Source organism: Serratia sp. BNK-23 (assembly GCF_047456145.1).
Lineage (GTDB): Bacteria > Pseudomonadota > Gammaproteobacteria > Enterobacterales > Enterobacteriaceae > Serratia > Serratia nematodiphila.
The window spans coordinates 491,875-510,463 of the sequence record NZ_CP179900.1 but is presented as its reverse complement, the minus strand read 5'-3'; the positions used below and the strand labels follow the sequence as shown (position 1 = coordinate 510,463).

The 18,589-nt window shown below is 58.2% G+C and carries 25 protein-coding genes; 9 read left to right on the top strand and 16 right to left on the bottom strand.

The features are described 5' to 3' along the window. Positions 1 to 61: 61 nt before the first annotated feature. From ACMGF9_RS02440 to ACMGF9_RS02430, 3 genes are read left to right on the top strand one after another with little or no spacing between them, the layout of a single operon-like run. Positions 62 to 1,852, top strand: a complete 1,791-nt coding sequence (locus tag ACMGF9_RS02440) for a terminase large subunit domain-containing protein (RefSeq protein ID WP_414160519.1) — start codon at positions 62 to 64, stop codon at positions 1,850 to 1,852. Then, positions 1,849 to 2,898 carry a phage portal protein gene (locus tag ACMGF9_RS02435; protein WP_391581131.1) on the top strand — a complete coding sequence of 350 codons (1,050 nt, stop codon included), beginning with the start codon at positions 1,849 to 1,851 and terminating at the stop codon, positions 2,896 to 2,898. Before ACMGF9_RS02440 ends, ACMGF9_RS02435 begins: the two co-directional genes overlap by 4 nt. Then, positions 2,895 to 3,224, top strand: coding sequence for an ogr/Delta-like zinc finger family protein (locus ACMGF9_RS02430; protein WP_046897803.1), 330 nt, complete (start codon positions 2,895 to 2,897; stop codon positions 3,222 to 3,224). The genes ACMGF9_RS02435 and ACMGF9_RS02430 overlap by 4 nt, the downstream gene beginning before the upstream one ends. On the opposite strand, the gene ACMGF9_RS02425 is transcribed toward ACMGF9_RS02430, so the two are convergent. The 12 genes from ACMGF9_RS02425 to ACMGF9_RS02370 form a co-directional block, all read right to left on the bottom strand. After that, a complete protein-coding gene (locus ACMGF9_RS02425; protein ID WP_060706394.1) occupies positions 3,192 to 3,410 on the bottom strand; it encodes a hypothetical protein in 219 nt (72 codons plus the stop codon). The genes ACMGF9_RS02430 and ACMGF9_RS02425 overlap by 33 nt on opposite strands. A gap of 76 nt (positions 3,411 to 3,486) precedes the next feature. After that, positions 3,487 to 5,538, bottom strand: a complete 2,052-nt coding sequence (locus ACMGF9_RS02420; RefSeq protein ID WP_414160518.1) for a replication endonuclease — start codon at positions 5,536 to 5,538, stop codon at positions 3,487 to 3,489. Next, positions 5,538 to 5,930, bottom strand: a complete 393-nt coding sequence (locus ACMGF9_RS02415; protein ID WP_060431881.1) for a DUF5405 family protein — start codon at positions 5,928 to 5,930, stop codon at positions 5,538 to 5,540. Before ACMGF9_RS02415 ends, ACMGF9_RS02420 begins: the two co-directional genes overlap by 1 nt. Then, positions 5,923 to 6,828 (bottom strand): Dam family site-specific DNA-(adenine-N6)-methyltransferase, encoded by a 906-nt coding sequence (locus ACMGF9_RS02410; RefSeq protein WP_341480183.1) that lies wholly within the window; start codon positions 6,826 to 6,828, stop codon positions 5,923 to 5,925. Before ACMGF9_RS02410 ends, ACMGF9_RS02415 begins: the two co-directional genes overlap by 8 nt. Beyond that, positions 6,821 to 7,258: a hypothetical protein gene (locus ACMGF9_RS02405; protein ID WP_414160516.1), complete on the bottom strand. Its 438-nt coding sequence runs from the start codon at positions 7,256 to 7,258 to the stop codon at positions 6,821 to 6,823. Before ACMGF9_RS02405 ends, ACMGF9_RS02410 begins: the two co-directional genes overlap by 8 nt. Before the next feature lie 10 nt (positions 7,259 to 7,268). Further along, positions 7,269 to 7,421 carry a hypothetical protein gene (locus ACMGF9_RS02400; protein WP_164123018.1) on the bottom strand — a complete coding sequence of 51 codons (153 nt, stop codon included), beginning with the start codon at positions 7,419 to 7,421 and terminating at the stop codon, positions 7,269 to 7,271. A 2-nt stretch (positions 7,422 to 7,423) separates the two neighbouring features. Continuing rightward, on the bottom strand, positions 7,424 to 7,651 hold the full coding sequence (locus ACMGF9_RS02395; protein WP_046897806.1) for a DUF2732 family protein: 228 nt from the start codon (positions 7,649 to 7,651) through the stop codon (positions 7,424 to 7,426). Between the two features lie 75 nt (positions 7,652 to 7,726). Further along, the gene (locus ACMGF9_RS02390; RefSeq protein ID WP_072628540.1) at positions 7,727 to 8,131 is read right to left on the bottom strand and encodes a hypothetical protein; all 405 of its coding nucleotides are present in this window, start codon (positions 8,129 to 8,131) and stop codon (positions 7,727 to 7,729) included. 7 nt (positions 8,132 to 8,138) lie between these two features. Beyond that, positions 8,139 to 8,522 carry a hypothetical protein gene (locus tag ACMGF9_RS02385; RefSeq protein ID WP_164123016.1) on the bottom strand — a complete coding sequence of 128 codons (384 nt, stop codon included), beginning with the start codon at positions 8,520 to 8,522 and terminating at the stop codon, positions 8,139 to 8,141. Next, entirely contained in the window at positions 8,522 to 8,725 is a 204-nt protein-coding gene (locus tag ACMGF9_RS02380) for a phage filamentation protein Fil family protein (RefSeq protein ID WP_046897808.1), read from the bottom strand. Before ACMGF9_RS02380 ends, ACMGF9_RS02385 begins: the two co-directional genes overlap by 1 nt. A gap of 9 nt (positions 8,726 to 8,734) precedes the next feature. Next, positions 8,735 to 9,244 carry a phage regulatory CII family protein gene (locus ACMGF9_RS02375; protein ID WP_046897809.1) on the bottom strand — a complete coding sequence of 170 codons (510 nt, stop codon included), beginning with the start codon at positions 9,242 to 9,244 and terminating at the stop codon, positions 8,735 to 8,737. Between the two features lie 32 nt (positions 9,245 to 9,276). After that, positions 9,277 to 9,495 carry a regulator gene (locus ACMGF9_RS02370; protein ID WP_142816323.1) on the bottom strand — a complete coding sequence of 73 codons (219 nt, stop codon included), beginning with the start codon at positions 9,493 to 9,495 and terminating at the stop codon, positions 9,277 to 9,279. 130 nt (positions 9,496 to 9,625) lie between these two features. Here ACMGF9_RS02370 and ACMGF9_RS02365 point away from each other — a divergent pair, with 130 nt between their 5' ends. Then, positions 9,626 to 10,186, top strand: coding sequence for a phage repressor protein CI (locus ACMGF9_RS02365; protein ID WP_164123014.1), 561 nt, complete (start codon positions 9,626 to 9,628; stop codon positions 10,184 to 10,186). A 1-nt stretch (position 10,187) separates the two neighbouring features. Beyond that, the gene (locus ACMGF9_RS02360) at positions 10,188 to 11,252 is read left to right on the top strand and encodes a tyrosine-type recombinase/integrase (RefSeq protein ID WP_142816319.1); all 1,065 of its coding nucleotides are present in this window, start codon (positions 10,188 to 10,190) and stop codon (positions 11,250 to 11,252) included. 235 nt (positions 11,253 to 11,487) lie between these two features. Here the strand turns inward: ACMGF9_RS02360 and ACMGF9_RS02355 are convergent, their stop codons facing one another. Further along, a complete protein-coding gene (locus ACMGF9_RS02355) occupies positions 11,488 to 11,892 on the bottom strand; it encodes a winged helix-turn-helix transcriptional regulator (RefSeq protein WP_021505083.1) in 405 nt (134 codons plus the stop codon). Positions 11,893 to 11,988: 96 nt separating this feature from the next. On the opposite strand from ACMGF9_RS02355, the gene ACMGF9_RS02350 reads away from it, so the two are divergent. The 3 genes from ACMGF9_RS02350 (at position 11,989) to aac(6') (ending at position 14,227) form a co-directional block, all read left to right on the top strand. Next, complete coding sequence (locus tag ACMGF9_RS02350; protein ID WP_021505084.1) at positions 11,989 to 12,597, top strand: FMN-dependent NADH-azoreductase; 609 nt, start codon at positions 11,989 to 11,991, stop codon at positions 12,595 to 12,597. A 148-nt stretch (positions 12,598 to 12,745) separates the two neighbouring features. Next, positions 12,746 to 13,648, top strand: a complete 903-nt coding sequence (locus ACMGF9_RS02345; RefSeq protein WP_088381932.1) for a pirin family protein — start codon at positions 12,746 to 12,748, stop codon at positions 13,646 to 13,648. A 138-nt stretch (positions 13,649 to 13,786) separates the two neighbouring features. After that, complete coding sequence (aac(6'), locus tag ACMGF9_RS02340) at positions 13,787 to 14,227, top strand: aminoglycoside 6'-N-acetyltransferase (RefSeq protein ID WP_118891655.1); 441 nt, start codon at positions 13,787 to 13,789, stop codon at positions 14,225 to 14,227. Here aac(6') and ACMGF9_RS02335 read toward each other — a convergent pair whose 3' ends face one another. Further along, the gene (locus tag ACMGF9_RS02335; RefSeq protein WP_088381934.1) at positions 14,228 to 14,944 is read right to left on the bottom strand and encodes an HPP family protein; all 717 of its coding nucleotides are present in this window, start codon (positions 14,942 to 14,944) and stop codon (positions 14,228 to 14,230) included. Positions 14,945 to 15,115: 171 nt separating this feature from the next. On the opposite strand from ACMGF9_RS02335, the gene yfcF reads away from it, so the two are divergent. After that, entirely contained in the window at positions 15,116 to 15,751 is a 636-nt protein-coding gene (gene yfcF, locus ACMGF9_RS02330; RefSeq protein ID WP_004937171.1) for a glutathione transferase, read from the top strand. A gap of 74 nt (positions 15,752 to 15,825) precedes the next feature. Here yfcF and ACMGF9_RS02325 read toward each other — a convergent pair whose 3' ends face one another. Together ACMGF9_RS02325 and ACMGF9_RS02320 are read right to left on the bottom strand one after the other, a co-directional pair. Next, the gene (locus tag ACMGF9_RS02325) at positions 15,826 to 17,067 is read right to left on the bottom strand and encodes an amino acid permease (RefSeq protein WP_004937169.1); all 1,242 of its coding nucleotides are present in this window, start codon (positions 17,065 to 17,067) and stop codon (positions 15,826 to 15,828) included. A gap of 58 nt (positions 17,068 to 17,125) precedes the next feature. Then, complete coding sequence (locus tag ACMGF9_RS02320) at positions 17,126 to 18,580, bottom strand: NAD-dependent succinate-semialdehyde dehydrogenase (protein ID WP_021505087.1); 1,455 nt, start codon at positions 18,578 to 18,580, stop codon at positions 17,126 to 17,128. Between the last annotated feature and the right edge of the window lie 9 nt (positions 18,581 to 18,589).

The window sequence follows — 18,589 nt, the reverse complement described above, 5'->3', positions numbered from 1 at the left end:
AACCGAAACCAACCGATATAAAGCCAGCGTCAACAGAAAATAAAGCCCGCATAATTGCCGCATGGCTAAATACTCACAAGAACTTATCGGCGTAGCGCGTTCACTGTATTTAAAACACTGGACGCCCAAGGAAATCGCCAGCGAATTAAATCTGCCGAATGCGCGGATCGTTTATTATTGGGCGGATAAATGGCAATGGGCCGACTTGCTCAGCCATGAAAGCATTGAGGAAGTGATCAACCGCCGCATTCAGGTGCTGACTCACCGCGATAATAAAACGGACATCGAGCTTAAAGAACTCGATAGCCTGATCGCGCACCACTGCAAACTGCGTATCCAGCAGGCGAAACACGCGGAAAAAATGGCGGCGCTCAGCAGCCAGGGAGCCGGTGACGGCGGCGACGACTACACCGGCGCCGGCGACGAACGCGAGGGCGGCAAGAAAAAACGCAAGTATCGCAAAAATGACATTTCGTCACTGTCCAAGGACGACTTCGACGCCTTCGCTGATGAACACCTTTTCGGCTACCAGAAGCACCTGCGCCTGAATATCACCCAGCAGATCCGCAACATCCTCAAAAGCCGCCAGATTGGCGCGACCTGGTACTTTGCCTTTGAAGCGCTGGAGAACGCGGTACTGACCGGCGAGCCGCAAATCTTCCTGTCGGCTTCGCGCCCGCAGGCGGAGGTGTTCCGCTCCTATATCGTCAACATCGCCGAACAGTATTTTGGCGTGAAGCTGACCGGCAACCCGATCCGCCTCAGTAACGGCGCCGAACTGCGGTTTTTGTCCACCAACTCCAACACCGCGCAGTCCTACAGCGGGCACCTCTATATCGACGAGTATTTCTGGATCCAGAACTTTACCCGCCTGAACGAGGTGGCCAGCGCGATGGCCACGCATGACCGGTGGCGCACCACCTACTTTTCCACGCCCAGCAGCAAGACGCACCAGGCTTACCCGTTTTGGACGGGGGAAGAATGGAAGCGCGGCGACGCGAAGCGCAAAAAGGTGGACTTCCCCGCCTTTGACGAACTGCGCGACGGCGGGCGCCTTTGCCCGGATGAACAATGGCGTTACGTCATTACCCTGGAAGATGCGATCGCCGGCGGGTTCAATCTGGCCAGCATCGACCGCCTGCGCAACAAGTACCCGCGCGACACGTTCAACATGCTGTTTATGTGCGTGTTCGTCGACAGCGGCGACAGCGTGTTCAAGTTCCACGATCTGGAAGGCTGCGGCGTCGACATTGCCGTTTGGCAAGATCACGATCCGGAAGCCGCGCGGCCCTTTGGCAGTCGCGAGGTGTGGGGCGGCTTCGACCCGGCCCGCTCCGGGGATACCTCGACTTTCGTTATTCTGGCGCCGCCGCTCTACGAGGGCGAACGCTTCCGCGTGCTGGCCACCTTCTACTGGCAGGGCATGAACTGGAAGCACCAGGCCAGCCAGATCAAGAAGCTGTTCAAGCGCTACAACATGACGCACATCGGTATCGATACCACCGGGATCGGCAGCGGCGTGTTCGAGATGGTGGAGGCATTCGCGCCGCGCCAGACCGTCGCTATTCGTTACGGGGTGGAAACCAAAAACCGGCTGGTGCTCAAGATGGTCGACCTGGTGGAAAACCAGCGCATCGAATGGGACAACGAGCAGAAGGAAATCCCCGCCAGCTTCCTGGCCATCCGTCGCACCACCACCGCCAAGGGCGGCAGCATGACGTTCACCGCCGATCGCAGCGCCGAGACCGGGCACGCTGACGTGTTCTTTGCCCTGTCCCACGCCGCCGACAATGAGCCGCTCAACTACGAGAACGCCCGCAAATCAACATGGAAAACGAGAAAAGCCGCATGAAGAAGAACAAACACCGCCGCCGCGCTGAACCGCGCCAGGCCAGCGCCGCCGGCAGCAACCGAAAAATGAGCATCATGAACCTGGGCAACCTCGGCAAGCCCGAGCCGGTACTCACCACCGGCACCGATTACCGCGAAATCTGGTATGACAACGACTTTGACCACTACAGCCAACCGATTGACCGCCTGGCGCTGGCGCAACTGGTCAACCTCAACGGCCAGCATGGCGGCGTGCTCTATGCGCGGCGCAATATGGTAGCGGCCAACTACCAGGGCGGCGGCCTGTCCCATGAAAAGCTGAAAGCCGGCGTGTTCGATTACCTGACCTTTGGCGATCTGGCCATCCTCAAGGTGCGCAACGGCTGGGGCGAGGTGATCGGCCTGGAGCCGCTGCCGTCGCTCTATCTGCGCATCCGCAAGGACAACTCGTTTGTGGTGCTGCAAAAAGGCGAGCCGTTGGTGTACCTGCCGCAGGATATTATCTTCTTGCAGCAGTACGATCCGCAGCAGCAGATTTACGGCCTGCCCGATTACATCGGCGGCATTCACTCGGCCCTGCTCAACAGCGAGGCGACGATATTTCGCCGTCTGTACTACCACAACGGCGCCCATACGGGCGGCATCATCTACACCAACGACCCGAACCTCAGCACCGAGGTGGAAGAAGAAATCGTGCAATGCCTGGAGCAAAGCAAGGGGATCGGGAATTTCAGCACGCTGTTTGTGAACATCCCGAAGGGCGATCCGGAGGGGATTAAATTTATTCCGATCGGCGACATCAGCGCCAAGGATGAATTTTCCAATATCAAGAACATCAGCGCCCAGGACGTGCTGACCGCCCACCGCTACCCGGCAGGGCTGGCCGGTATTATTCCCAGCAACGCGGCAGGCCTCGGCGACCCGGTGAAGGCCCGCGAGACCTACCGGCAGGACGAGGTGATCCCGTTGCAGCGCATGATAATGGACGCGGTAAATACCGATCGTGACGTGCCAGCGCACTTACATTTGAAATTCGACATCGAAACAACACAATCGGGTGCGCTATGAGCAGAAAACCGCTAAAATTCCAGAAGTTTGCCACTTTTGGAGCCAGAAACATGCGCGTAATGAAAGTCCTATGCCCCGAATGCGGCGCCAATGCCATTATCAGAAAGACCGCCCGGAAGCATCGCCAAATTTCTGACCTGTATTGTGCCTGCACTGACGTGGAATGCGGTCACACCTTTGTGATGAATGTGACCTTTTCGCATACCCTCAGCCCCAGCGCCAAAACCGGGGATAAGCTGCTGAAAACCGTCATTGACGGCATGAACCTTCAGCAGCGGCAGATGATGCTGGATTTATTGCAGGGTGCTGCTACCCCCGCCGCCTGACTTAACGCCTCCACCCTGGGGGCGTTTTTCTTCTTCCTGTTGCCTTTCAACAATTGCCGTTGTCATTTCCGCAATCCAGGCGATCGCCAACTCATGGTCGCCAGGCTTAACCGGCGCACCCGCCACCAGGCGAGCCACCAAATCGACACGTTCAAAGGCCAGAGATTGGAAGAAACCATCACGCATTTCAGATCCCTCTTATTGATTAATTATACTGTATATTTATACAGGAGCGATTTTATTTTAGCAACCTGCTAAATTGTCACCCATTCCAGCCCGGCCAAAGCTCATGCTCTGGCTGACTGCCGACCTCTTCCAGCCGCCCCTGGCGCAAAATCAGCCGCCGGTCGTCGTGAATAACCAGGCTGCTGCCCCGTTCCAGAATGGCTATCTCCCGATCGCTACCCTCAAATCCGCGGCGTTTAAGCAGTGTCGATAATTGACGCCCTGGCCCCGGCGTACAGTTATTGACAGAACTCCAAGGGGCGGCGTTGCCGCCAGAAACACCGGCCTGCGCTGACGCTTCGGCCAACTTCGGAACCACCTTCCACTGCACCAGCCGTGTGCACACGCGCGATGCCTCGCCCAGGCGCGGCGAATAGACGCCCGCAACCCGCTGGACGTCCTCGGCGTAAGCGTTGCCCTGCTCGGTGATGTCATAGGCCAGGCGCACCACCAGATCCGCCCGCGCCACCAACGGCCCGCCCTGGGCCTCGGTGTATGCCGCCCAATCGACGGCCACATCGGCAGCCGCCAACACGGCATCCATCTGCGGATTATCCAGCTGCTGACCCCGCAGCCGCCGCAGCTCCCGCCAGACGGTGACCGGCGCCCCGCCTATTTGCTGAAACTGCCGAATACGCCAGCGGCTCGCCCAGGCGCTGACCGCCTTGGCCATATCCCGCAGGTTCTCGCCGGTTTCCTCGTCTTTTTCCCCGTCGAGGGCGTACCCGTCGATGTTCTTGGAAATGTACTTGGCAATGTAGCCGGTGGCGCTGCCCTTGCTCTCGTCGATGGTTTTGAAGTGAAAACGGGCCTTGCGGGCCTTGAACGTCCGCAGCTCCTGCTTGTCTTCCGCGCAGGCGTATTTGTGCAGGATGCGGCGCAGCGGCTTGAGGTCGGCGGCGAGGGTGAACAGCAGCATGTGCCAGTGCGGTGTGCCATCGTGATGCGGTTCGACGACGCGGAAGCCGAACACGCTGATCCCGGCGCGGGCAATCGCCGCGCGGGCCTTGGCCCACACCCGGCACAGGTATTTTTGCGTGTCGCGCGGGTTGGCGCCGTTCCACTGTTCGACAAAGCCGCCACCGCTGTGGACGGAGTGGTATTTTGACGGCGCCGTGATGGTGTAGAACTCGCCGACATAGCCCTTTTCCTTGGCGATGTCTTCAAAGCCGCGCATTCTGACCATCAGCTCACAGCGACGAATAGCCGGGTTGGCGTTGCTGCCGTTGACCATATCCGCCATAGAAACACGCTCGCCGGTTTCCTCGTTCTCCAGATCGAACGCCTTGAAGAATTCGCGGTTGCGCTTTTTCTGCTCGGCCCACTCGCCCAGGGTGCTGCGGCTCACGTATGACGACGCGGCTTTTTGCACCTGGCCCACGGCGATCGCCATGTGCTCGCGCATCAGATCGCGGCGTCCCTTCAACCGGACGCGCCACCACTCCGGCGCCATCATGCGCAGCAACCCGGATTCCATCTGGCGCACGGAGATCCGCCCTTTGATGAACAGCAACCAATACGGTGGTTCGGTGCCTATTTCCCGGCTCAGTCCGGCCAAATTGCGGTAGGTGGCCAGCGTGCGGGCCGCCATGTCTTTTTGGCCTTCGGCCGGTTCGGCAAAGGTGCGATCGATGTAGTCGGCAAAGCTGGCGGCCATAAAGTCCGCCACGCGGTGCGCCAGGTTGCGCAGCTCGTCACGGCCCAGCGTCGGCAGCCTGGCCAGATCGTCATTGAAGGGGAACGGCACAACGCCGGCCGCATGGAATTGAGTTTGGAAACGTTGAGTTACCAGCCGTAGGCGCGGCAAAACACTTTTGCCCAGCGTGGTGCGCAAAAATGCATTGGCGCGGCGGCGGCCGCCTTTTTTAACATCGCGGTAGATTTTGGCGTAGCGCTCGCCAAAGTACCGGGCCAGATAGTCCGGTATCTCGCTAAAGAATTGGGAGCGCCACGCATGATCCTCACTGTCCAGATGCCACAAATCGCGCTCCACCACGCTAATGCCATCGGGCACGGTGGGCGCGAACAGTTCACGTTGGGCGCGGGCAGTGGCGTGATACTGCCCGTTTTGCACAGCTTCTACCGCCATCACTGGAACTCGGCCAACGCCGCATCGCACTGCATGGCCAGACGCTGGGTTTCCGCAACCAGTTCTCCGATGCTGGCGACCTTGGTCTGGCGGATGCTGTGGTTTATCAGATCGCTAACAAGCGCCACCTCGTCCGCATACAGCGCAATCACCACCGCGCGGCCGCCGGCGGCATTATGGCGCAGCTCGTAAAGCGTGTAGGTCTTATCGGTCTTGGCAATGACGTAGCGATGATCGATACAGCATTTAGCGGAACGACCGGCCGGCATCAGCCTGGCCGTTTCCTCTGACACCGGACGATCACGCCATGCCGCATAGAGCGGCATGATCGAACCTTCGGTTTCGCGGCCGTTATCAATCAGCCACTGGATGAACCCGCGAGCGTCATTCACTGGTCACCTCCGGCACCGCTTCGGCAGCAAGGTCTATTCCGCACCATGCCGGGTAACTGACTCGGATCGAATGCCCAGGAGGTAAGGCTTCCATAGGCGTAATTGACGCCAAAACTTCCCTTGCGGTTTTGGCGCTATCGCCACTGGCGCCAATACTGCGTGGCGCGTCAATTTCGGCCACATCGAACCCGTGGTATAGATTAATCTCGGCGGCCCTGATGCTATTCGAGATCACTACCGGTATGCCTGACTGACCAATGCGGCGGGCGTTGACGGCCAAACTCAAGTGCTCGCGCTTTCCAAACTCTCCAGAGTGGTAATTTGTGAATGCGTCTTTGCCCTTCTCCGGCAGATAGGGCGGATCGCAGTACACCACGTCACCAGAACGCACCAGGCGCAGAGTTTCGTGAAAGTCGGCGCAGATAAACGTTGCACGCTTCGCTTTTTCAGCAAAGGCGCGGATCTCTTCTTCGGGGAAATAAGGCGCTTTGTATTTGCCATAAGGCACATTGAAAAAGCCGGCACGATTGTAGCGGCACAGCCCATTGAAGCAGTGACGATTCAAATACAGGAAAATAACCGCACGCCGAAACCGTTCGGCACAGGTATGGTTAAACACCTGACGAAATTCAAGATATTGCTCGGGCGTGTTCGCCGTCATGAATAAGGCTTTCGCGGAGTCGATAAATCCCTGTGCATCCTCTTGGATCACCTGGTACAAGTTGATCAGGTCGAGGTTAACGTCCGCTACCAGGTATTCCGGGTAATCGGTATTCATCATCACAGCGCAGGAGCCGCCGAACGGCTCAACCAGCCGATCGCCTTCCGGTAGATATTCACGCAATTTTGCCGACAGACGGGCCTTGCTGCCCGCCCATTTCAATACGGTTTTATTCACCGGATACCTCCGGCGCTGACGGGGCATTGTTCATCAATGCAGTTACAGCAGACTCTAGACGCTGGCCAAGTTCTGTGTTTGTACAGTGTTCAGCCCATTCGCCCGACTCCAGCAAACCAACTACGGCTTCAACATCTTTTTGCAGTGCTGGCGCTGGCGATGCGGCGATGATTCGAAACTCAACGCTGGCTGCGATGGTTTCCTTCAGTATGAAGTCTACTTGTTCGGCCCTGATGGTTTCCCATCCAGTTACCTGCCCGTTGTAAGGGTTACGCATTCGATACTGATACACCGGCCAAGACTCCCGGTTAGCCAGGAGATCGCGGGCCAGTGCCTCAACAAATTTGCTGGCAAAGACCACACTTTGTCCTGACGGACGCTTTTGCGTACATTCTTCAATGGTTTTGCGTAGCTGTTCAGTGCTAATCATGGCAGTGTCCTTAATCGTAATTTTTGGTTTCGTAACGTGGTGTCTTGCGCTGGCGAAAACGCCGAATATCCAGCGCGATAGAGACCACGAAGAAGATCGCAGCCGCTGCGGCAATCACCAGCAGGAAGGCCAGCGCTACGGCGATGATAAAAATGGCGTCCATTGTCATGAGTCCATCCCCCTGTTTTTCCAGTTCTCGGCCTCCTGGCGCAGCAGGTCGATAATCTCAACGGCGGACAGTTCTCTAATGGCCACATCTGTAGCCAGGCGATCCAACTGGCCCGAGAACAAAACCGCCGCATCAGCAAGCGCCTCATTGCGGGCCAGATTGATCACGTATTCGAACGACTCGGCCGCCGCACGGTTGCTAATGTCTTGTCCGATGGTTGGCATGGTGTTTTCTCCCCATTTGGGCAAAGCGCGGCCCCGGCAACCTGTTGGAAGCCGTGGTGCTCTGCCGTGGATTAATTAGTGAATTTGGCGGGTTTCGCCGCTGTGATGCGATTGATTCGGGGCCGGCAGTCCGTGCAGGGGTTGGGCGCTTTTCCACCACAAGGCGATCATGCGCGTTGTCACCTCAAGCCCAAGGCTGCCCGCGATGTAGTAAATGGCGCGGATAGCGGCCAGCGCTTCCATCTGCCCCGCCGGCACCTGCGCTTCGCGGTACACTCGGCACCAGAACGCAACGTTGGCGGCAAACCATTGGTAAGGGTTGGTCAGATGGTAGGAGTCATTGACCAACTCATGCCCCAGCGAGATCAGCCCGTTGGTTTCTTCGCACTTATCCAGGAAGAAACGCGCGTAGCTGGGCTTTACGCCCCAGGCGTTGAAGTCGGACAACAGCCCTTCTTTTTGTACCGCAATTGTTTTCATAACTACCTCAGTGATTGACGTGTAAGCCGTTAATCCGTTGCAACAACTCGGCCTTGGCCCGCAGGGAGTTGGCGCCCGTGGGTGCCTTCGTGGCCGCTGCCTTCTTCGTCGGTATACCTGGCGCCTCGGTGCGGAAGTCCAGATCGTTGAAACCGCCGAACAGGCTCACCATTGCCTGCAAGCGCTGAATGCCCCTTTTCAACTGGTGCAACTCACGCTCGTTGAAGTCGTCCCAGCTGTAGTTGCAAAAGAAAGATTTCATGCCGGCAGCGTGCAGCAGCACCCCACGGCGAGCCGGGCTAAGCCCGTTCCACACCTTGCGGGCTTTGCTGTGGTGGCCGGTTACCGTGGCACGGCACACCGCAAGCCAATGCTCATGATTTGCCATCATTACCCCCTCAGCCCCATCAGGCGGAACCACCAAGGGCGGCGGCGGGCCTGTATCGGCTGCAATACGCAACCACGTGAAAACACCACTTGGCTGGCGCATGGCTGCCAGCGTTGGCCGTTCGGTAATTCCAGCCAGCCGTGGCCATAACTTGGCAGTTGCGGGCTAGGTGATTGTTGTTTCAGGAAATGCGCAAATACTTTCATGGTGTTACCTCAGCTCATACCGAACGCGGGGGCGCAGGTGCTGAACACGTCAACAGCGGCCGCCAACATTGGCGTGGATTGGAAACGCGCTTCAACCGACACAACGATCAGCGACAGATCACGAATAGCCTGATTGGCACGGTCGAGAATGGCGTTTTTACGGGATTGCGTCATAGGTGCGCCGGATGCGGTTTCGCCGGCAATGGCGCCGATCGCAGCGGTAGCACTCAACGTGTGGGTAGGCAGATTGCCCGGCTTGGCTTCATTCACTGGCACCGCAGGCAGGCAATTCAGTTGAGCCAGCAAGCCGTCCAGGATCGCCGCGTCGTCTGTGATAGCTGTCAGCTTTATCAGTTGGGACAACGTCAGTTCATGCGGCTGATCCGGATTCAGCTTGTTGCGGAGCACCTGGGCGGAAACATTCAGCGCCGGCGCCAACTCGGCCAGATTGTGCATCAGGGCGAAGCGGCGGCAAGCGCTATCAAGGTGCGGATGTATGGAGTTCACAAAATCAAACATAGCCCTCAACCTCACGTCAGCTCAGAATCTCGTTAGGGATTAAGAGCAATTCGGCAAGCCGACAACGCTTGCACGGTCAGATCAGCCATGTTCACTTCTACAAGCCCACGGCTTGTGTCTTTTTTGCGAACAGGTAAACGACCATCTCGGATCATCTGCTCAGCTGTTGACTTACTTAGACCCGTGCGGCGGCGGTACTCTGCCAGCGGGAGAAAAGGCTCAGGGATTGAAATTGTAATGTTGGGGCGCATAAGGCATTATCTCCTGTTAAATCTTATTTAGTGATATTTAGGCTTATATGGTCTCTACGAGAGATCATGATGCAAATCTAGAATCTTAAAATGTTTATGTCAAGAAAAAAGATCTCTATTGGAGAACGCAATGGATTTTGATACTGGCGGGAAGGCTGCAATCGATCGCTTAATCGAAGCCTATGGGTTTACAACAAGGCAACAGCTTTGCGAACAGCTAGGAGTCTCAAAAAGCACCTTAGCAAACAGATACTTAAGGGATACCTTTCCAGCTGATTTCGTTGTGCAGTGTGCCTTGGAAACGGGTGCTTCAATTGTCTGGTTGGCTACCGGAAACGGCCCAATGTTTGATAACGCCACCAACGACATGGCTAACATTAAACGGCTAAAGCTGGTTGACGGGAAATTATACGAATCAAATTACTATCTGTTTGATAAGGCCTTTTTGCCTGAAAACTTGCATAACCCTTCGGCAGTTCTTGACGGGGAAACCGTCTACATAGTGGATCTCTCATCGAGAGAACTCAGCAATGGGAAATGGCTAATTGAAGTCGAAGGTGAAACTAGCATAAAAGATTTAACACGTATCCCCGTGGGGCGAGTACGCGTTAACGGTAACGGTGACTCTTTCGAGTGCGGGGTTGATGACATAAAGATTTTGGCCAAAGTGGCCATGACCTGCTCTAAATAATATGACCGTAAAAAAACTACCGTCAGGTAAATGGTTGATGCAGTGTTTCCCATTTGGTCGGAACGGGAAACGCATCCGCAAACAGTTCGCAACCAAAGGCGAAGCACTCGCGTATGAGAAGCATATTATCGATGAGCACGCCAACAAGCCCTGGCTTGAGGAAAAGCGAGACACGCGTACACTGTACGACCTGATCCAAACTTGGCACCGTGCGCACGGCATCACCTTGGAAGACGGGGATAAGCGGAAAGGCTCAATGGAATTTGCTTATGAAAGCATGGGCAGGCCTTTGGCAACAGAATTCACGGCTAAGCTGTTTTCATCCTACCGAGAAAAACGGCTTAGTGGTGAAATATCGCGATCCAATCGTGTTGAAAAAGTAGCACCGCGGACTGTTAACCTTGAGCTGGCCTACTTCCGGGCGATGTTCAACGAACTAATTCGACTCGACGAATGGAGAGCACCGCACCCACTCGAGAAAGTAAGAGCATACCGGACATCAGAAAGCGAGCTGGCATATCTCGAACTCGACCAGGCGCAACAGCTTTTGCAATCCTGCTCCGCCAGCCAATCCGATAGTCTGCTTTTAGTAGTTAAAATATGTCTGGCAACTGGTGCACGATGGAGTGAGGCCGAAAAGCTAACTAAACCACAAATTTTACCGAGGAAGATTACTTTCATAAAAACCAAAGGCAAAAAAAATAGGACAGTCCCCATTAGCCAAGAACTCTATGATGAACTGATCGCGTTTGCCCCAAAAGGGATCGGCAACAAGCCACTTTTCAACTCCTGCTATTCTGCGTTCCGCACGGCATTGAAACGTACGGGTATTGAACCACCAGATGGCCAGCTAACACATATTTTGCGTCATACTTTTGCAAGCCACTTTATGATGGCAGGTGGCAATATTCTGGTGTTACAACGCATACTTGGCCATACGGATATAAAAGTAACAATGCGTTATGCTCACTTCGCACCAGATCATCTTAATGATGCCGTATCATTAAACCCGCTTGCGTTGATGGAAAATGGCAGCAAAATGGCAACACAGCATAAGGATATTTAAGGCCATTCAAGATTATTAGCGCTCACAACTTATTGATATTAATGTAAGTTATTGTTTTAAATGACCTGTACACGCCACTCATAATCGCTTGGTCGTTGGTTCAAACCCAACAGGGGCCACCAAATTATCAAGGGGTTACGTTAACAGCGTAGCCCCTTAGTTTTTTCTGCGGCGCAACCAGGCATTCGCCTCTTTTGGCAACAGAACGCAAATTTCATTCGCCCCCCTGCCGCCTCTAGCGTGAATTAACATCCTCACCGGCCTCGCTATTTTGCGCGTCGAATGCGGTTCTCGCCGCATCAATATCGGCAATATGCTCATTCGCCCAGGTTCCCAGCGCGATGACGGGTACGGTCAATGAGCAACCGAGCGGCGTCAATTCATATTCGACGTGCGGCGGCATGACGGCAATAACTGTCCGCTTGACTAACCCATCTCGTTCCATATTGCGCAGGCACAGCGTCAGCATCCGCTGAGATATTCCATTGATTGTACGCTTTATTTCAGTGAATCGGCGTGGCCCGTTCGCCAAGAGCATAATGATCAGGACACTCCACTTCTCACCAACGCGCGCCAATACCTGGCTGATCTTTTGGCAGTCGGCATGTCTTAAATCTCGAGGTTGATTAGTCACATTCATGATACCGGGTTCTCCTAATGTGCCTTATTGTCTGTCATTTTAGGGCATGGTTATATTGTTATCCCTGGTTACCATTTTATACCTAAGGATTTCATCATGACACTGCTTCATATCGATTCCAGCATTCTCAACGAACAATCGGTTAGCCGCCAGCTCACGGCGGCGATCGCCAAACAGCTGTCTGCAGCTAAGCCAGACGCCGGGATCATCCACACCGATCTCGCCGCCGACCCGATTAACCACCTTTCCAGCGCCGAATTTCTGGCTCTGCAGGGTGTGGAGCCGCAAGACGAGCACGTCAAACAGGCCGTTGCCCGCAACGCCAAACTCGTCGACGACTTCCTTGCCGCCGATGTCATTATCGTCGGTGCGCCTATGTATAACTTTACGTTGCCGACTCAGCTGCGCGCCTGGCTTGACCGACTTGCAGTGCCAGGCAGAACTTTCCGCTATACGGAAAACGGCGCTGAAGGCCTCGCCAAGGGGAAACGCGTTATCGTTGCTTCCACCCGCGGTGGCCTGTACGGCGAAGGCACGCCACTGGCCTTCCTGGACCATCAGGAAACCTATCTGCGCAGTTTCTTCGGCTTCCTTGGCATTACGGACATCACCTTCATTCGAGCAGAGGGACTGGCACTCAGCCCGGAAAACCGCACTGTCGCCATCGATGCAGCTGCGGCTCAGATTGACGGCCTGACCGCTTAATCGGGGCCGGTTCAGAACAGCAAGAGCAGGCTCGCGGCCAGTCCCTTTTTTGGGCTGGCCACCGGCGATGCAATACCGCTCAATCCTATGGCTGTGCCGCGTACCCCGGAATTCGTTCGCGCCGGATTTGTAAACTGGAGATTCAATCATGAACACCACGTTGACCTCACCACTCGCGCCCAACCCGCGGCGTATTACACAACGCACCCGAGGCCACGGCCACGGCCCGATCACCCGACTGATGAGCCCTTCCGACCTGGGCCAGGTGATTAAACCTTTCGTATTCCTCGATCTGTTCGAGGCGGATCAGCGCACCATGGCAATGCTGGCCAACATGCCGCTGCATCCGCATTCAGGCATAGCCACCGTGACCGTGCCGCTCGAAGGCGCTTTTCACTACGAAGATCCCGCCAGCGGCGCTGTCGGGACGCTCGGCTATGGCGCAGTGGAGTGGGCGCGTGCCGGCGGTGGGATGTGGCACGGCAAGGAATTGTCCGCCACGGATACGCCGCGCATCCAGGGATTCCAGCTCTGGCTGGCCCTGCCCGCCGAGCTGGAGAACGGTGAACAGGAAAGCCGTTATATCGAAGCCCGGAACATGCGCCAAATCGGGCCGGCGCATGTCATCATTGGCAACCATGAGGGCGTGCAAAGCCCGGTGCCCGCGCAGGAAGGCATCAATTACTTGCTCGTCACCCTCAAACCGGGCGAACGCTGGACTTATCGGCCGCCAGCGAATCATTCTGTCGGCTGGCTCGCACTGGCCAAAGGCCGTCTCAGCGCAGACGCGCCTGTCAACGCGGGCGAGCTGGTGGTATTCGAACCGGGGGAAATGCCCATAGCGCTTGAAGCATCCGGCAATGAAGATGCCGTATTCGTTCTCGGCTCAGCCGTGCCTCACCCGTATCCGCTGCACCTCGGTTCCTATTCGGTACATACCTCAGCATCCGCGCTGGAAGCCGGCGAACGTCGCATCGCCGAACTGGGGCGCAGACTTAAAGAGGCCGGCGAGCGGCGTACGGCCTCGGGTACGATCCCCGTCTTTCGATGACGTTGATGATGGGATCACAATCTGCGACGAACGATCCAGGGCAGGCTACTCACATGCGCCGACGCATCCGGCCGTTCGCTGGCGGCGCAACGTGATATTATCACCCCACTCCCTTCAGTTGCCGGATAAGGATCCCGCATGATCGTCATCTGCGACCACGACAACCTCGACGCCTGGCTGGCGCTGCGCTCAGCGCAGTGGCCCACCTGTCCGTTGGAAGAACACCGCGCGGAGATGCGCGAAATATTGGCTTCGCCGCACCACACCGCGTTTATGGCGCGGGGGCTGGACGGCGCTTTCGTTGGCTTTGCCGAGGCCGCACTGCGCTACGATTACGTCAACGGCTGCGAATCGTCGCCGGTGGCGTTTCTGGAAGGGATTTATACCGTCGAACGCGCCCGCCGCCAGGGCTGGGCGGCGCGTTTGATCGCGCAAGTGCAGGAGTGGGCGAAGCAACAGGGCTGCAGCGAGCTGGCGTCGGATACCGATATCGCCAATCTGGACTCCCAGCGCCTGCATGCCGCGCTGGGCTTTGCCGAAACGGAACGGGTGGTGTTTTACCGCAAAACGCTGGGCTGATCAGGCGGTCTTGCTTTGCCGCTGATGCGCCAGCTGCTCAGCACGCAGCAGGATCTCCTGCAGATCGTCCTCATCGATATCGAACAGATCCCCCTCCATCAGCGCCTCGTGCAGATCGGCGCGGGTGATGGAAACGGCATCGATCGGCAGATTGGCCGGCTTGGCCTCCGCCGGCGCCAGCGCGTGCGGGTAGCGCCGCCCGGCCAGGTTATTGAACAGAATGGCCAGCGCCGCCAGCAGCACCGAGTTCAGCAGCACCGGGTACAACACGAAGTGGTAGCCCATCTGATGAATGCCGGGGCCGCCGAGGATGGCGGTCAGCGCCACCGCGCCGCCGGGTGGATGCAGGCAGCGCAGCTTGAACATCAGGCCGATGGCCACCGCCGCCGCAGCGCCGCAGGCCAGGCCCGGATCGGGGATCAGCAGACCGGCGCTCACGCCCACCGTCGCCGCCAGCGCATTGCCGCCAACGATCGACCAGGGCTGCGCCAGCGGGCTGTTGGGCACGCCGAACAGCAGCACCGCCGAAGCGCCCATCGGCGCGATAAACCACAGGTTTACCTCGCCCAAAATAAAGTGGCTGATCCAGCCGGCGAGCATCAGCCCCAAACCGGCGCCAACGCTGGAAATCAGCATCTCTCGTTTGCCCACCGCCAGCGGGTGCGGCCACAGGCGCGCGCATCCCACTTTCACTCGTTCTATCCACTGCGTCTTCATGTTACCCAATACGGCTCAATTCACGTGTTGGCAACAAATATATCACATCATCCTGAAGGAGCTCACGGCGCCGTAAACCGCGCCGCCCAAGAACTTTTAGGCTAACAGATTGATTTTTAGCCTCCCCTCGACAATGATGAATGTTCCCCCCTTAACCCCGAGGAACCGCCGATGTCTCAACCGATCACCGAGCTTTATACCGACAGTGAATTTTTCAGCCCGTACGCCATGTCCGCCTTTGTCGTGCTGACGGAAAAAGGCATTCCGTTCACCGTGAAGCCGGTGGATCTGGCGAAAGAAGAGAACAAAGAAGCGGCCTACGCGGCGCTGTCGCTCACCCGCCGGGTGCCGACGCTGGCGATCGGCGAATTTCAGCTCTCGGAGTCTTCAGCAATCGCCGAATACCTGGAAGACATCCACCCGGCCCACGCCGTGTACCCGCGCGACGTGAAGCTGCGCGCCAAGGCGCGCGAGATCCAGGCCTGGTTGCGCAGCGATCTGCTGCCGATCCGCGCCGAGCGCTCGACCGAAGTGGTGTTCAACAACGGCAAGTTCCCGCCGCTGTCCGAAGCCGCGCAGGAGGCCGCGCGCAAGCTGATCGCCGCCGTGGAAAAGCTGTTGAGCCACGGGCAGGATAATTTGTTCAGGGAGTGGTGCATCGCCGACACCGATCTGGCGCTGATGCTCAACCGGCTGGTAATGCACGGCGATCCGGTGCCGGAGCGCGTGCGCCACTATGCGCACAAGCAGTGGCAGCGCCCGTCGGTGCAGGCCTGGCTGGCGCTGTCGGAAAAACGACGCGCCTGAGGAAAAAAATCGGCGGCCACGACGCCGCCGTTCTCAATGCCGAGAAACAACATCACTGCTTGAGGGAAGGCAAATCACCATCCAGAGGGCAGATAGCCTAACAATGAAGCGATGGCGTACACCGCGCTGGCCAGGTACAGCAACACAATGCTGATCTGCAGCAGCGGATGCGTGATCCAGTTGCACTGCCAGCGTGGGGTTTGGTCGCCGTGTTTGCGCGCGCCGCGCAGGATCAGCATCGGCATGATCGACAGGATCACCCCGCTGAACACCCCGGCGAAGTAGAGCGCGTTGACGAACGACACCAGCCCGCTGTAGGCCAGCGCGAACGGCGGCACCACCACCAGCAGCAGCACGCCGAAGCGGCGCAGCGGCAACTCGTCGTTGCCCAGCCGGAACTTGTCGAAGATATTGGTCAGGAAGCTGCCGCCCAACCCCCAGTACGAGGTCAGCATCGCGCACAGCGCGAAGATGTTGGCGGAGAAGAACGCCCACTGCCCCAGCGCCTGGCCCCAGGAAATGGTGGCCACATCGGAGATGTCATCCAGCCCGCTGAGCGCGATCACCGACATCGGCACCGCCGCCAGCAAAATGAAGGTCACGACCATGCCGACGATGATCGCCTTCGGCAGCTGCTCCGGCTTATCGGCAAAGCCGCGCGCCATCTCCGGCACGATGTACTGCGCCGAGAAGCAGAACACCACCACGTTGAACACCGGCACCATATAGCGCCAGTCGCCGTCCAGCAGGTTGCGCATCTGAGTGGTGTCTTTCAGCAGCGTCGCCGCCACCAGCGCGGTCAGCATCACCACCATGCCGATGCTGATGAACTTCTCGCCGCGGCCGATCGCTTTCAAACCGAGATAGAGCACGCCGGCGGCGGGTACGAAGAACAGCAGGCTGCCCAGCGCCGGCGAGATGCCGAACAGCGATTGCAGCAGCTTGCCGCTGCCGGTCATGTAGGCGGTAAGCGCCCCGACGCTGTTGACGCACACCGAAGCGAACATCAACCAGGCGCCCAGGCCGCCGACGTAGCGCTTCGCCAGCCCGCTCAGCTGCAGATGCGCGCGGGTGCGCAGCGTGGATTCGGCAACGTACAGCATGGTGATGGTGGTCAGGCTCCCCACCAGCACCAGCCAGAACAGCAGCGGCAGGAAACCCGCCTTGCTGGAGGCGTAGGCGATGGAGAGCACGCCGGCGCCGATGTTGGTGCCGACGATCATCGCCACCCCTTCGAGGAAACTTAACGATTTGGCGGGTGCAGGTGCTCGCACCCCGGCGGCAAGCGCCGGAGAAACAGAGATATTATCAGACATGCATCATCCTTTATCGCCCGGCGACGCTGGCCGCCGGGATGGGTTAACGTCCTGACGCTCAACGGCTCACATCGATACACAGGTATTTCAGCTCCAGATATTCTTCTATCCCGTAGCGCGATCCTTCACGCCCGAGCCCTGACTGTTTCACGCCGCCGAACGGCGCCACTTCGTTGGAAATCAGCCCGGTGTTGATGCCGACCATGCCGTACTCCAGCGCTTCCGGCACTCGCCACTGGCGCGCAGCGTTCTGCGTGAACAGATAGGCGGCCAGACCGAATTCGGTGTCGTTGGCCATGGCGATGGCTTCCGCCTCGTCATGGAAACGGAACAGCGGCGCCACCGGCCCGAAGGTCTCTTCTTTGGCGAAGCGCATCTTCTGCGTCACGCCGGTCACCACCGTCGGCTGGAAGAAGGTGCCGCCCAGCGCGTGCGGCTGACCGCCGGTGGCGATCTGCGCCCCTTTGATCAGCGCGTCGTCGATGTGGCTCTGCACCTTCGCCACCGCATCGCTGTCGATCAGCGGCCCCTGAGTGGTACCTTCCTGGCTGCCGTCGCCGACTTTCAACTGCTCGACCGCCGCCACCAGCTTCTCCGCCAGCCGCTCGTAGATGCCGTCCTGCACGTAGATGCGGTTGGCGCACACGCAGGTCTGGCCGCTGTTGCGGAACTTGGAGGCCATGATGCCCGCCACCGCCGCGTCCAGATTGGCGTCGTCGAACACGATAACCGGCGCATTACCGCCCAGTTCCAGCGACAGTTTCTTGATGCTCGGCGCGCACTGCGCCATCAGGATGCGGCCGACCTCGGTCGAGCCGGTAAAGCTCAGCTTGCGCACCACCGGGCTGTCGCACAACACCTTGCCCACCTGCGCCGCTTCCCCAGTCACCACCTGCAACACGCCGGCGGGAATGCCGGCGTCCTGCGCCAGCTTGGCCAACGCCAGCGCGGTCAGCGGCGTTTGCTCGGCCGGTTTGACGATGATGGCGCAACCGGCCGCCAGCGCCGGCGCCACCTTGCGGGTGATCATCGCCGCCGGGAAGTTCCACGGGGTGATGGCCGCGCACACGCCGATCGGCTGCTTCACCACCACCAGGCGCTGCGAAGCCTGAGGCGCCTGCAATACCGCGCCGTCCACCCGCTTGGCCTCTTCGGCGAACCAGGTGATGAACGACGCGGCGTAGGTCACTTCGCCGCGCGCTTCCGCCAGCGATTTGCCCTGCTCGGCGGTCATCAGCTGCGCCAGATCTTCCTGCGCGGCCAGCACCTTATCAGCCCAGGCCAACAGCAGCGCGGAACGCTGCTTGGCGGTCAGCTGTTTCCAGTCGTTTTGCGCCCGCTGCGCCGCCGCGATCGCCTGCTGGGTTTCCTCTTCGCTGACCAGCGGAATGCTGGCCAGTTCGGCACCGGTGGCCGGGTTGATCACCGCTTCGCGCTTGCCGCTCAGGGCGTCGCACCATTCGCCGTTGATCAGACACTGGCTGCGCAACAGCTCGGGATTGTTCAATTTCATGCCGTTCGC